Raw genomic sequence first — 12,025 nt, 5'->3', positions numbered from 1 at the left:
CATCCATCCTGTTCTTGTTTCTTGAGAATTATTTCTTGGATCGCATGAAAAACACGCCAGCCGGTTCAAACCAGGCAAAAATCCTCAGCAAATTCGAAAGGCTGGGTGAGGCCGCTTGTGGCATTCTTTTTGAACAATGCTCTGGCTCCATGCCATGTTCGCGGTATTGATCAGCGCCGACCAAGGGGGGCGCGGACCGATGCCGCGGCATACTCAAAAAAGGAGCAAGCGAATATATGATCGTCAGGAAAGTCTCCATCCAGAACAAGTACGGTTTGCATGCCCGTCCGGCCGCGGTCCTGGCCAGGAAGGCGCAGGCCTACAATTGCGCCATCACCCTGCGTTGTGCCCGGAAGTCGGCGGATGCCAAGAGCATCCTGGACGTTCTGTCTCTCGCTCTCGGGCCGGGCGTACAGGTGGATGTCGCGGCAACGGGCGACGATGCCGATAAAGCCGTGCGGGATATTTACGACCTGTTCGAAAACGGAATGGGAGAGGACACGAACCGATGTTCCGCCTGGAGCGCCGACATTGCCCGGGATCTCAAACAACAAGGAGACGCGCGATGCCGCTGATAAAAAAATCTGGACATTGTTTTTTCCGTTCCGGTCAAGGCATTGGAAAACGGAGATTCCGTGGAACTGCCTAATCTCGGACACATCAGCATCGACAAGAGCAGGGGCGAGGACTGTCTGTGCTACAATCCGGCCAATTCCCTGATGAAATGCGTGCTGAAGTAAAAACGGCAATGCACCAAAAAAACCGCCTCTCGATCGAGAGGCGGTTTTTTTGGTGCAACCGGACAATCAGGCGGGCCGCCCCTTGTCCGGATCATGTTTCATGAGCGTCTTCCCGGTTGGGAAGCATTCGAGGTTTTCGTACCAGGCCGTGCACAAGAGAACACCAGCAGCCGGTTCCGATTGGTTCCCACGAAATAAGGGTTGGAAAACGTCCCATTCGTCTGTTCTTTCACCGCCGGGTGAACGCACCCATGTCTGATGGCTATCAATATCGGCGCCAAAGATGCTGAGTGGGCATCACATTGAGATACGAGGATAAAATTGAATGTGCAGGATTGCGGCAACAGATTTCTTGTATCGCGAACATCATTTTCTCAAGAAACTGGAATTGTACTTTTCAGCCGCAATTTTTGGTGAAAGAGGTATTTGGTTCTTCATTTGTTACGAATAATTCTTGCTTGATGAGAATCAATTCGGATCGTGTTTCTCGGAAATCGGATGATGGTCAGCTATTCCAAGTCTTTGCGAGGAGCTTGTCGTTGGCATTTTTTTTGAAAAGTGGTGAGGAGTGTGAGCAAACCTCGACGTGCAACAAGCCAGGAGCGAACCATGCAGGAAATCAGACTCAAACGGATGAACCACCCGGACCTGGTCTTCAACGGAGACCTGGTGGCCTCGGTCGATGATCAGCGAATGACCGCGAGCATTCACACGCGCCTTCAGTTGTCCCTCTATAAAACCGCGGTGGGACGGTTCATTCTGGCCTTGGCCCTCCACCACTTCCCGTCTTCCGAGCCGAAAACCTTTCACGGGGCCTTGGCCTTTGACTCCTTCGCGACCATCCGCGATTTTCTGGCCAGCGAGGACGGCCGGGCCCTGTCGGACACGGCGGGGCAGCTTCTGGAGCGGACGGGCCATGCTCCGCGATCCGCCATGAGGGCGCCAACCCGCATGCACCAAAGGAGTGGCCATGTTTGAACAGCAAACGCGGGGCCGCGACGAAACGAACAGGCATGTCGCCGACAATGCGTGGAATCCCGGAGGGCGAAACGAATCCGAAGCGCGGACGGCCCGGCTTCCGCCCAAGGCTGATTATGAGCGGGAACTGCGCCAGGCGATCAAAAAAACTCTCTCCTGGTTTGATTATTGGAGCCGCTTTCCAAAGAATTGAAGCCGGAGCCACGGGCGGAGGCTCCCGACAACGCCGACCGCTTCAGTCCGGCTGAGCAAAAGACCGTCCCGTCCGCTTTTCTTCGCGATGTCGACCGCCCGGACATACGGACATGCTCCGGGCGGATTCGGACACGAACGCGGTGTTGCAGGATCTGGGCGGCGGGATCAAGTCCATCGCCCTTGTCCCCGAACGACTCTATCGCTACGAAAACCTGTCCCGGATCGATTTTCAGGGCTACCTCGAAACCCTGTTGAACGACCTCTGCCTTGCCCTGGCCCCAAGCCGGAACATCTCCCGCGTCGCGCAGGCGCACGGCGTCGAGCTCGGCCTGGGCATCGCCGTTCCCTACGGCCTGATCGCCAACGAACTGGCAACCAACGCCTTGAAGTATGCTTTTCCCGGCGACAAAACCCATTCCGGCCTGTCTTCCTCGGAAATCCGGGCCGGACAGGCAAGATGCTTGGCCCACCCAGGTCATTTCTCCCTGACCTACCGTCGCCGGGGGCGGAAGATACAGGAATTTCCTCATCGTCACAAGATTGATTGAAAAGATTGATTGAAAAGATTGATTGAAAAGATTGATTGAAGTGTATACGTTCAGCTTGGTGAACTTTTTTCTCACTCGCGTTTCTGATGCGGCATTTCTGAAACGGTTCAGTCGAAACCCGTTGGCGGCACAGGGAGGGGATCATGAGAATTGAAGTGGGTGGAATCTTCGGGCTGATCATTCTGATCGCCTGTGTCTGGGCCATCATTCAGACGGTTCAAAGCAATGCGTCCAACGGGTCGAAAGTCATCTGGGTGGTGTTGATCCTCATTCTCCCGCTGCTCGGACTGATCATCTGGCTCTTTGCCGGGCCGCGAGCAGCCGGATCCAGGGTGCGCTGAGTGTGTGTACACGAACCATGATACAACAATTTTATCCTGGAGGTGATGTGCAATGTCGTGGCAAAAAAGGATTCTCAACGCTCGATTGTGTTGGGCTGTGCTGACCGTCTTTTGTTTTTTCTCTTTTATTCCGCCCAATGCCGAGGCGTTTCTCGCCCAGAGTCGCCTCTCGTCCGGTGAAATCATTTCCGAGCGAACAGCGCAAATTGCAACCATTCAAGGGGCCCTGGAGCATAAAATCGTCTCCCAGCGCCTTCAGGACTACGGCATGAGCAAGGCCGAGGTCGTCGCCAAACTCGACACCTTGAGCGACGAGCAACTGCATCAACTGGCGACGCTTTCCGGGGATGTCGGAGGCGGTGTCATCGGCGCGGTCATCGGCGTTCTCCTGATCATCCTGCTGGTCGTCGTCATCCTTCGCGTGAGCGATCGGCGCATTGTTATCCAATAGCTTGCGGGCAATCGTCCTGCTCGGCCTGGTTCTTCTGGTTTTGGGGTGCGGCTTGCATCCGCGGATTTCACCTGCGCCGGGGCACGTCCAGGAGCAGTTCGCCGACGGCATATTTCTGGATGTTCCTTTTGTACCCCAAAACCAGGAGAATGACTGTGGTCCGGCCGCCCTGGCGTCCCTTCTGACCCACCGGAATCATGCCCTCCCCTTGGCAACGATTACCGCGGAGGTCTTCACGCCGGCCTTGGGCAGGACCCTACTTCCGGACATGGAAAATTACGCCCGGAGTCTGGGCCTGTCTCCTGTCACGGGACGTGGCGATCTCGATTTTCTCGAGCAGCGGATCAATGCCGGCGATCCGGTCGTTTTACTCCTGGATATGGGGCGGATGACGACCAGCCAGGGACATTACGTAGTCCTCGTCGGCCATGCTCCGGAAGGGTTCTTGATGCATTCCGGCCACGAGGCATATCGCTTCATGGCCGCGGATACGCTCAAGCAGCGCTGGAGCCGGATGAACAACCTCTATCTGTACCTGGAGTGATCCGCGTGCGCGTCGGCGTCATCATGCTCTGCGGTCTGCTCCTGGGAATTTCGGCCTGTTCGCTCCCGCGGATCACCGTGCTCTCCGATCCGCTCACGGCAGCGGAGCATAACGACCTCGGAGTCGCATACGAAGCTTCCGGAGACCGAGGCCTGGCCCTTGCGGCGTACGCCGCCGCCTTTGCAAAAGACCGAGCTTGGGATCAACCTCTGATCAATCATGGCAATATCCATGCGGCCATGGGCAACTGGACGGATGCCGCGACCAGTTACCGGCGCGCCCTGCGTCGCAACCCGGGCAACCCGGAAGCCATGAACAACCTCGCCTACGTCCTCCTTCAGGTGAATGATACCCGCCAGGCCATGAAATGGTCTGAGCGGGCCGTTGCCGTCTCACCTGGAAACGTCGCCTTCATCAGCACCCGGGCCTTGATCCTCGCGGAACTGGGAGAGACCGCGGAGGCCGCGGATATTCTGGAACAGGCTCTTCTCCGGCTCTCCCCTGATGATCCGTTACGTCAAGCCGTCCAAAAGCTGGCTGACGAGCTTTCAGCGGACCGCCCGACATTATCTCAATGACAGGAGCGTTTGCACGGTGTTCGCGACAGCGTGGCGGTCTATGCCCTCGAAAGCCAGCGCGACATGCGACATGGAGGCAGGTCTTTTATTTTGCATCCAATCAATTGCTCCTGGAGATGGCGTACGGAAGCAAGCGACTCCTCCACAAACTGGACACGGATAATCGCCGCAAGCGCTGTGAATAGACTGGCGGGGTCACGTCCTCGCTTGACTCCTCGCCTTGTTCAGTTCCGGGACTAGTTTCCAAACCACCTGAAACAGCGGCACATACCAGGACGGGAAATTCTCCTGATCAATCCAATCCCCGGCCAGGTCCTGGCCCGAGGGGGTTCGGTGGAAGGATCCCAGGTGAACGATCCGCTTCACGCTCAGGCCGCGGTCCGGCAATTCTTTATACTTCCTGCCCCCCTTTGGCCCCGTGCATGGTGGCGATGCGGATGCCCTGCCATCTCAGGCGGACATTGACGCCACTCCTGTTTCTTGGTAAAAAATAAAGTTTTGCGAATTCAAAGACCAGTGCGAACAGCTCACAGGGGGAGGACGTATGGCCAGGATTACCGTGGAAGACTGCTTGCAGCAGGTGGACAATCGATTTCTCGTTGTGCAGATGGCCATCAAGCGGGTCCAACAGTACCGCAAAGGGTATCATTCGCTTGTGGAGAGCGACAACAAGGAAATCGTCACCGCGTTGCGTGAAATTGCCGCGGGCAAGGTGCTGCCCGCCGAGAGCATCCAGGAAGCCGGCATCGTCGGCCTGACGAAGTAGTCATGGCTGGTCGAAAAGATTTTTACGACGTTCTCGGCGTGGCCCGTGACGCCGCGGAAGACGAGATCAAAAAGGCCTACCGCCGATTGGCCATGAAGTATCATCCGGACCGCAACCCGGATGATCCGCAGGCGGAAGCTCGTTTCAAGGAGGCCGCGGAAGCCTATGAAGTGCTGCGCGATCCGCAAAAGCGCGCCCACTACGACCGGTTCGGCCACGAAGGGCTGAACAACGCGGGCTTCCAGGGCTTCCGGAGCAACGAGGATATTTTTTCCACGTTCAGCGATATTTTCGGCGAATTTTTCGGGTTCGGCTCCCGAGGGCCACGCCCTCAGGCCGGCGCGGACCTGCGGTACAATTTGACCCTGGCATTTCGCGACGCGGCCAAGGGGACGGAGGTTGAACTCCAGATCCCGCGAAATGAAGTCTGCGGAGACTGCGAAGGCTCCGGCGCGGCTCCGGGAACCCGGCCCGAGACCTGCAAGCATTGCGGCGGCCAGGGCCAGATGATCCAGAATCAGGGTTTTTTCCGTCTGGCCGTGACCTGTCCGGTTTGTCAGGGTCAGGGGGAAATCCTCACCTCTCCGTGCCGGGCCTGCCATGGCCGGGGGATTGTCCGCAAAACCAGAGAGCTGAAGGTCCGCATACCCGCCGGAGTGGACAACGGCAGCCGCCTGCGGCTGCGCGGAGAGGGAGAGCCGGGCCTGCACGGTGGGCCGCCGGGCGATCTGTACGTGGTCGTCCACGTGGAGGAAGACAAAGTCTTCCGGCGTCAGGGCCAGAATCTGGTGGTCAAAACGGAAATCAGCTTCGTGGACGCGGCCCTGGGAGCGCGCATCGAGGTGCCCACCCTGGATGAGCCGGTGCCCATGGATGTTCCCAAGGGCACCCAGAGCGGGCATGTTTTTCAGATTTCTGGCATTGGCCTGCCCCATCTGGGCAGCACCCAGCGTGGGGATCTGCTGGTGGAAGTTCAGGTCAAGACCCCCACCAAACTGACCGGCAAGCAGGAGGAACTGCTCCGGGAGTTCGCCCGTCTGGAGGAGGATCGGCCCATGAAAAAAGTCAAACGGTTTTTTGAAAAGGCCAAGGACGCGGTCAAAGGATGACGGCGATGGACGAAAAATTTTCGCATCTGACCGAAGAAGGTGAGTTGACCATGGTCGACGTGGGGACCAAAGAGCAAACCCAGCGCCTAGCCATGGCCCGGGGTGAGGTGGTGCTTTCCGCCAAGACCCTGGACCTGCTCATGGCCAAGGCCCTGCCCAAGGGCGATGTACTGGCCACGGCCAAGATCGCCGGGATCATGGCGGCTAAAAAGACCGCAGAATTGATCCCTTTGTGCCACGGCCTGAATCTGTCCTACGTGGACTTGCGATTCGCCGTGGACGTCCAGCGGCAACGGATCGTGATCGACTCGGAAATCCGCTGCACGGACCGCACCGGGGCGGAGATGGAGGCCCTGATGGCCGTACAGATGGCCGCCATGACCATTTACGATATGTGCAAGGCCGTGCAGAAAGACATCACCATCGGCCCCTGCCGCCTGATCCACAAGTCCGGAGGGCGGGGCGGGACCTACGACGCCATACCGGACGACGATCTCGAATAGCAGTCCGTTGAAAAAAACCAATTGCGGCGTTGCTGCAAAGAGCTCAAACCCGAAGCGTATGACAAATACGCTTCGGGTTTGAGCTCTTTTATTTTGTGTCTTGGCGGCTTTTTTTACAACAGCCCGGAGGCGTTCTCACCAAACCTGGCGAACCTTGATCCCCTGGTTCGCCAGGATGTCCTTGATGCCCCGGATCGTATATTCACCGTAGTGCACGATGGACGCTATCAGTGCGGCGGAGGCCAGGCCCTGGGTCAAGGCGTCGGCCATGTGCTCGGGTTTGCCCGCCCCCCCGGACGCGATCACCGGGATGGACACGGACTCGGCAATCAGCCGGGTCAGGGTCAGTTCATACCCCTCCTTGGTTCCGTCGGCGTCGATGGAGTTGAGGCAGATTTCCCCCGCGCCCAGTTCCTGGACCCGCCTGGCCCAGGCCAGGGCATCCATTCCCGTGGGCGTTCGCCCCCCGTGAATCACCACCTCGTAACCGGAAGGGATCTCCAACGTGACGGGCACCTTGAGCACGTCCATGCCCACCACCACGCACTGCGAGCCAAAGGCCGCCGCGCCCTGGGAGATGATCTCCGGGGCGCGCACCGCCGCGGAATTGACGGAGATTTTTTCCGCGCCAGCCAGGAGCACGGCCCGCATGTCCGCGACGTTGCGTATCCCGCCCCCCACCGAAAAGGGGATGAACGTCTTGGAAGCCACCTCCTCCACCACCCGGAGCATGATGCCGCGGCCTTCGCTGGAGGCCGTGATGTCGTAGAAAACCAGTTCGTCCGCCCCTTCGTCGGAGTAGAACTTGGCCATGTCCACCGGGTCGCCGATGTCCACGTTGCCCTTAAACTTCACGCCTTTGGTCAGCCGTCCATCCCGGACGTCCAGACAGGGGATGATCCGCTTACTGAGCATGGGCCGCCTCCTTGCAGTAGGCATGAAAGTTGGCGAGCAGGGTCAGGCCGGGGCGACCGCTCTTTTCCGGATGGAACTGGGTGGCCCAGAGTCCGGGCCGACCGAAAAGCGAGGCGAACTCTTGCCCGTAGAAGGTCGTGGCCAGGATCAGCTCCGGCGACGGCAAGGGAAAGTAACTGTGCACGAAATAGAACTCCGCTTCGTCGGGGACATTGTTCAGCAGGACGCACTCTTGCTTGCGGCGTAGACCGTTCCAGCCCATGTGCGGAATGATCAGGTTCCGGCCGTCCTCGTCCTTCCAGGACGGATCGAAGCGGCGGCACTCCCCGGGCAGAATGGCCAATGTCCTGGTATCGTTTTCCTCACTGTAGTCCAGCAGAATCTGACAGCCCACGCAAATACCCAGAAGCGGCTTGCCCGTGCGGACCACTTCCTTGAGCACGGCGTCAAGGCCCTTGCCTCCGAGGTCGGCCATGGCCTGCCCGGCCGCGCCGACTCCGGGGAAGATCACCCCGTCCGCTTGCAGCAGCGCGCTCGGCTCCGCGGTGATCGCGCACGGGATACCCAGAAAATCCAATGCCCTGCGGACGCTGGTCTGATTCCCCGCCTCGTAATCCAAAATAGCCAGCATGGCTTGCTCCTCTTCTTTGGTGACGTCTCCAAACAAACGAACCGCCGTGCGCTCAGCGGTTCTGCTTCCAATCACATATCAGCGTGTTTGTCATCCGGTCCGGACATTCGGGGCATGAAGCCCCCCAACAGAAAAGCAGGTATTCTTACGACTCGCCTGAAAGGTGCTCACGCAGGGTGGCTTTCAGCTCTTCTGCGGCGGGTTCGGATTGCGTGAAAATCTGCTCGGCCTTGTGGAAGTGCAGCAGGCGGACCCCGGATGTTTCCGGGCGAATGAAGATGTGGGGTTCGCGGTGTTTCATCTTTTCCCCGGTGATGGCCCGCTGCATGATTTCAAAGGTGTTGAACAGGGAGTCCAGCACGTCGGGCTTGTTTTCCGTCAGCTCCGTCGGTTCCGCCACGCCGCCGGAAACGTCCACGGCCACGATCAGGTCGCACCGGTCGAGAAGCAGGTCATAGGGCAGAGGGTTCACCGTACCGCCGTCCACCAGCAGCCGTCCGTCCAACTCCACCGGAGCGAACAGGCCGAGAACGGCCATGCTGGCCTTGATTGCCGGGATTAGCAGCCCCTGGTCCAGAACCACCTGTTCCCGCTTCCAGTAGTCCGCGGCCACGACCATCAAGGGGATAGTCAGCTCCTCGAAGGTGGAAACGCGGACCTTGTCGTGCAGGAAATCGAGAAACCCTTGGCTGTCCAACAGTCCTCCGTCGTCCAGGTCGGGCCGGATCAGGTCCAGCAGGCTCAACCCCGCGCTGCCCTGAATCAGGGTGCTCATGATGTGCTTGTCCTCGGAGGCGAAGTCCAAGGCCAGCCGACGCAGGTCCGACCCGGAAAGGCCGGAGGCGTAGAGGGCTCCGATCACGGCCCCGATGCTGGTTCCGACGATCACCTTGGGGACGACGCCCAGCTCGTCGAAGACTTCGAGCATGGGAATATGGGCCAAACCGTTGGCCCCGCCGGAACCGAGAGCCAAGCCGACGGCCAAGCCGGCGGAAAACGTTTCTTCGGACTGATCCCGGGCCGGGGCGGAGAAAGGCAGGGAGGCGGCGAACGCCGCGGCTCCGGCCAGGAAGCGGCGACGGGAAATCAAGCCTTCTTCTCGCACTTCGGCAATACTTCCTTGAGTTTGGCGACGTGCTCCAGGAGTTTGACCAGCACCTCCCGGACCTGTGTTTCTGTCAGCCCCAGACGTTCCACCACGGCCTCGGAAACAGGATACTGCATGCCGTCCAAGCCCTGGCCGATGCCGGTCATAGCGGCGACCGCGGAGCCCACATGGACCAGGTCCAGGGCGACGTCCCGTTCCGGGCAGGATTCCGGGTCGCGAAAATGACGGACCACGCGGACAATCTCCTCGGGCAGGTTCCAGAAGGTCAACAGTTCAGCTCCGATTTCAGCGTGATTCGCGCCCAGGACACGACTTTCGGATTCCTCGAAGGAGACGTTCTCGCGCTCCACCAGCTCGTTGACCTGCTCGTATTCGTTATCCAGGAATTGACTCAGCACGATTTTACCGATGTTAGCCAGCAGTCCGGCGGTAAAGGTGTGAGACGGAAAGTCGATGCCAAGTTCAGCGGCGACGAGTTCCGAGGCCACGGCAATGGCCAAGGACTGTTCCAGAAGGGTGCAGGGGGCTTGGTCGTAGCCTTCCAATTCCCCGCTGATTCGGGGAGTGACGGCCACGGTGAGCAGGAGCTGAGAAACCCGCTTCGCACCCAGGCGGACCACGGCGTCCCGAAGATTGTTCACCCGGCTCATGGAGCCGAAATACGGGGTGTTGGCCAGCCGCAGGATATTGACGGTAATCCCTGGATCATGCTGCAGAACCTTAGCCAGGTTGCCCATGTCCACCTGGGGGTCGCGCAGTAGGTGCATGCCTTCCTGTACGGCACTGGAAAGCATCGGTATCCTGGTGATTTGAGAGAGGATGATCTTGCGCTTGATCATAGTTCGCGTTCCTCGCGTTTGGACCGGATCAGGACCCGGCCGGTATCCGCAAGCAAATACATGGTCCTGGGGACGCTCCCGCCCATTTCACCGGACGCGAGCTTCAGGCCGTTGTGCTCCAGCAGAGCCAGCAAGGTCTCCTGGTTGCGCAGCCCGGTGTTAAACTGGTTGAGCACGTTCATCATCCGACTGCACCCGGCGGCTTTCAGGATCAGGTTTTGGCGCTGGGCGCCCATGGCGTACATTTCCCGGATCATGGCCGGCACCCCGGTGCTGACGCACATGGCTGGATTCTCCGAGGCCTTTTTGCTGCCGGAGGGTTTCGGAAGCAGGCAGTGAATCAGCCCTGCGACCTTGAAGACCGGGTCGTAGGCCGCCAGCCCCATGCAGGAGCCCAGGGAGTGAGTGACCAGAATCACTCCAGGTTGTTTGGTCACGCGCATCTCGGAGATGCCGACGTTGATTCTCATGGCTTGTTCGTGTGCTGAAGGTGAATCCCGGACGTGGAGTCAAAAGATTATCCGACCGGGCTCAATAGGCGTCGCAGAGCCTGCACTCCATCTTCCCCCTGGCGGCGAGGCGCGATTTGAGGTGCATGATCCGGGAGTAGGACTGATGGATGCGCCACTCCGGCACCCGGCCTTCCCGGACCAGGTCCAGGATGATCTCGCCGGCCTTTTGGGCGATGTCCTCGTCGTAGACTAGGTTATTGCCGAAGATGATCACGTCCGCCCCGGCCAGGATGGTCTGCTCCAGGGCGGTTTCCAGGTCGTAGTGGTCGGTGATGGCCTGCATCTGCATGTCGTCGGAGATGATCACGCCTTGGTAGCCCATTTGGTCGCGCAGCAGTCCCTGCATGGTGGCCCGGGAGAGAGTCGCGGGCCAGTCCGGGTCGAGGCGGGCGTTGAACACGTGGGCGGTCATGATCATGTCCGCGCCGGTGGTGCGCAGGATTGCCCGGTACGGCTCCAGCTCCTTCTCGACCCAGGTCCGGGTCACGTCGGTGAAACCCAGGTGGGAATCCGTGGTGGAACTGCCGTGGCCCGGAAAGTGTTTGAGAGCCGTGAGCACGCCTTCGGTCTGATGGCCGGCGATCACCGCCGCGGCGTGAATCGCGACCGTATGAGGGTCCGCGGAAAAGCTGCGTTCCAGTTTGCCGATCACCGGATTGTCCGGGTTCACGTTCACGTCCACCACCGGGGCCAGATTGACGTTGATTCCCAGCCCGGACAGCGTCTTCGCGGTCCGATGGGCGTACTCGCCCGTAAGGCGCGGGTCGTTTTGCCCGCCCAACCAGCCCTGGGAGACCGTGGGCGGAAAGCCGTACCGCTCCTTGAGCCGGTTGACCCGCCCGCCTTCCTGGTCAATGGCCACGAACAAGGGCGCCCCGTGACTCGCGGCCCGCAGGTCCGCCACCAGTTTCCCCAGTTGTTCCGGGGAAGCCACGTTGCGTACCGGACTGCGCAAGGCCACGTCGTAGTCGAAGATGATCACTCCGCCGACCCGCCCCTCCCGGATGTCCCGGACAATGGAGCTGGATTCGTCAACTTCCAGGCCGCGAAACCCGATCAGCAGCATCTGCCCGACCTTGGCTTCCAAGTGTTCGTCCGAATCCGCCCCTCCGGCCAGGCAGGCGGACAGGAATAAGGCGATCAGAATGAGCGAAAGCAATCGCTGGGCAAAAAGAAGAAATGGGAAACGCGAATGGTATTGGTTCATGGTTTTTTCATTCAAATGATGGTTACAGGAAAAAGGATTGGCTCAGTTTCTTCAATCCAC

Annotated in this window: 17 protein-coding genes; 11 read left to right on the top strand and 6 right to left on the bottom strand. The window is 59.4% G+C overall.

What is annotated here, in order from left to right:
* Positions 1 to 236: 236 nt before the first annotated feature.
* The 11 genes from C6366_RS07220 (at position 237) to moaC (ending at position 6,753) form a co-directional block, all read left to right on the top strand.
* A complete protein-coding gene (locus C6366_RS07220; RefSeq protein WP_107736657.1) occupies positions 237 to 575 on the top strand; it encodes an HPr family phosphocarrier protein in 339 nt (112 codons plus the stop codon).
* A 774-nt stretch (positions 576 to 1,349) separates the two neighbouring features.
* Positions 1,350 to 1,718, top strand: a complete 369-nt coding sequence (locus C6366_RS07215) for a hypothetical protein (protein WP_107736656.1) — start codon at positions 1,350 to 1,352, stop codon at positions 1,716 to 1,718.
* Positions 1,711 to 1,911 carry a hypothetical protein gene (locus tag C6366_RS07210; RefSeq protein WP_107736655.1) on the top strand — a complete coding sequence of 67 codons (201 nt, stop codon included), beginning with the start codon at positions 1,711 to 1,713 and terminating at the stop codon, positions 1,909 to 1,911. The genes C6366_RS07215 and C6366_RS07210 overlap by 8 nt, the downstream gene beginning before the upstream one ends.
* A 112-nt stretch (positions 1,912 to 2,023) precedes the next feature.
* Positions 2,024 to 2,461: a histidine kinase dimerization/phosphoacceptor domain -containing protein gene (locus C6366_RS07205; RefSeq protein WP_107736654.1), complete on the top strand. Its 438-nt coding sequence runs from the start codon at positions 2,024 to 2,026 to the stop codon at positions 2,459 to 2,461.
* A 143-nt stretch (positions 2,462 to 2,604) separates the two neighbouring features.
* Positions 2,605 to 2,802: a PLDc N-terminal domain-containing protein gene (locus C6366_RS07200; protein ID WP_107736653.1), complete on the top strand. Its 198-nt coding sequence runs from the start codon at positions 2,605 to 2,607 to the stop codon at positions 2,800 to 2,802.
* A 52-nt stretch (positions 2,803 to 2,854) separates the two neighbouring features.
* Positions 2,855 to 3,253: a PA2779 family protein gene (locus tag C6366_RS07195; protein WP_107736652.1), complete on the top strand. Its 399-nt coding sequence runs from the start codon at positions 2,855 to 2,857 to the stop codon at positions 3,251 to 3,253.
* Positions 3,240 to 3,797: a cysteine peptidase family C39 domain-containing protein gene (locus C6366_RS07190; RefSeq protein ID WP_158269682.1), complete on the top strand. Its 558-nt coding sequence runs from the start codon at positions 3,240 to 3,242 to the stop codon at positions 3,795 to 3,797. Before C6366_RS07195 ends, C6366_RS07190 begins: the two co-directional genes overlap by 14 nt.
* 5 nt (positions 3,798 to 3,802) lie before the next feature.
* Entirely contained in the window at positions 3,803 to 4,375 is a 573-nt protein-coding gene (locus C6366_RS07185; RefSeq protein WP_233248421.1) for a tetratricopeptide repeat protein, read from the top strand.
* 544 nt (positions 4,376 to 4,919) lie between these two features.
* Positions 4,920 to 5,141 carry a DNA-directed RNA polymerase subunit omega gene (gene rpoZ, locus C6366_RS07175; protein ID WP_107736649.1) on the top strand — a complete coding sequence of 74 codons (222 nt, stop codon included), beginning with the start codon at positions 4,920 to 4,922 and terminating at the stop codon, positions 5,139 to 5,141.
* A gap of 2 nt (positions 5,142 to 5,143) precedes the next feature.
* The gene (gene dnaJ / locus C6366_RS07170; RefSeq protein ID WP_107736648.1) at positions 5,144 to 6,250 is read left to right on the top strand and encodes a molecular chaperone DnaJ; all 1,107 of its coding nucleotides are present in this window, start codon (positions 5,144 to 5,146) and stop codon (positions 6,248 to 6,250) included.
* A 5-nt stretch (positions 6,251 to 6,255) separates the two neighbouring features.
* Entirely contained in the window at positions 6,256 to 6,753 is a 498-nt protein-coding gene (gene moaC, locus C6366_RS07165) for a cyclic pyranopterin monophosphate synthase MoaC (protein ID WP_107736647.1), read from the top strand.
* A gap of 135 nt (positions 6,754 to 6,888) precedes the next feature.
* Here moaC and hisF read toward each other — a convergent pair whose 3' ends face one another.
* From hisF to C6366_RS07135, 6 genes are all read right to left on the bottom strand, one after another.
* Entirely contained in the window at positions 6,889 to 7,668 is a 780-nt protein-coding gene (hisF, locus tag C6366_RS07160; RefSeq protein ID WP_107736646.1) for an imidazole glycerol phosphate synthase subunit HisF, read from the bottom strand.
* Positions 7,658 to 8,299: an imidazole glycerol phosphate synthase subunit HisH gene (hisH, locus tag C6366_RS07155; RefSeq protein WP_107736645.1), complete on the bottom strand. Its 642-nt coding sequence runs from the start codon at positions 8,297 to 8,299 to the stop codon at positions 7,658 to 7,660. Before hisH ends, hisF begins: the two co-directional genes overlap by 11 nt.
* Before the next feature lie 145 nt (positions 8,300 to 8,444).
* Positions 8,445 to 9,404, bottom strand: coding sequence for a patatin-like phospholipase family protein (locus tag C6366_RS07150; RefSeq protein ID WP_199221456.1), 960 nt, complete (start codon positions 9,402 to 9,404; stop codon positions 8,445 to 8,447).
* Positions 9,386 to 10,246, bottom strand: coding sequence for an HDOD domain-containing protein (locus C6366_RS07145; protein ID WP_107736644.1), 861 nt, complete (start codon positions 10,244 to 10,246; stop codon positions 9,386 to 9,388). Before C6366_RS07145 ends, C6366_RS07150 begins: the two co-directional genes overlap by 19 nt.
* Entirely contained in the window at positions 10,243 to 10,716 is a 474-nt protein-coding gene (locus tag C6366_RS07140; RefSeq protein WP_107736643.1) for a chemotaxis protein CheD, read from the bottom strand. The genes C6366_RS07145 and C6366_RS07140 overlap by 4 nt, the downstream gene beginning before the upstream one ends.
* 61 nt (positions 10,717 to 10,777) lie before the next feature.
* A complete protein-coding gene (locus C6366_RS07135; RefSeq protein ID WP_107736642.1) occupies positions 10,778 to 11,965 on the bottom strand; it encodes a glycoside hydrolase family 3 protein in 1,188 nt (395 codons plus the stop codon).
* Positions 11,966 to 12,025: the final 60 nt, after the last annotated feature.

It is taken from the genome of Desulfonatronum sp. SC1, from assembly GCF_003046795.1.
Lineage (GTDB): Bacteria > Desulfobacterota > Desulfovibrionia > Desulfovibrionales > Desulfonatronaceae > Desulfonatronum.
This window is presented reverse-complemented; position numbering and strand designations above follow the sequence as displayed.

Coding starts and splice junctions, on each gene's coding strand:
- C6366_RS07220 (WP_107736657.1), top strand. CDS start 237: ATGATCGTCAGGAAAGTCTCCATCCAGAACAAGTACGGTTTGCATGCC.
- C6366_RS07215 (WP_107736656.1), top strand. CDS start 1,350: ATGCAGGAAATCAGACTCAAACGGATGAACCACCCGGACCTGGTCTTC.
- C6366_RS07210 (WP_107736655.1), top strand. CDS start 1,711: ATGTTTGAACAGCAAACGCGGGGCCGCGACGAAACGAACAGGCATGTC.
- C6366_RS07205 (WP_107736654.1), top strand. CDS start 2,024: ATGCTCCGGGCGGATTCGGACACGAACGCGGTGTTGCAGGATCTGGGC.
- C6366_RS07200 (WP_107736653.1), top strand. CDS start 2,605: ATGAGAATTGAAGTGGGTGGAATCTTCGGGCTGATCATTCTGATCGCC.
- C6366_RS07195 (WP_107736652.1), top strand. CDS start 2,855: ATGTCGTGGCAAAAAAGGATTCTCAACGCTCGATTGTGTTGGGCTGTG.
- rpoZ (WP_107736649.1), top strand. CDS start 4,920: ATGGCCAGGATTACCGTGGAAGACTGCTTGCAGCAGGTGGACAATCGA.
- dnaJ (WP_107736648.1), top strand. CDS start 5,144: ATGGCTGGTCGAAAAGATTTTTACGACGTTCTCGGCGTGGCCCGTGAC.
- moaC (WP_107736647.1), top strand. CDS start 6,256: ATGGACGAAAAATTTTCGCATCTGACCGAAGAAGGTGAGTTGACCATG.
- hisF (WP_107736646.1), bottom strand. CDS start 7,668: ATGCTCAGTAAGCGGATCATCCCCTGTCTGGACGTCCGGGATGGACGG.
- hisH (WP_107736645.1), bottom strand. CDS start 8,299: ATGCTGGCTATTTTGGATTACGAGGCGGGGAATCAGACCAGCGTCCGC.
- C6366_RS07145 (WP_107736644.1), bottom strand. CDS start 10,246: ATGATCAAGCGCAAGATCATCCTCTCTCAAATCACCAGGATACCGATG.
- C6366_RS07140 (WP_107736643.1), bottom strand. CDS start 10,716: ATGAGAATCAACGTCGGCATCTCCGAGATGCGCGTGACCAAACAACCT.
- C6366_RS07135 (WP_107736642.1), bottom strand. CDS start 11,965: ATGAACCAATACCATTCGCGTTTCCCATTTCTTCTTTTTGCCCAGCGA.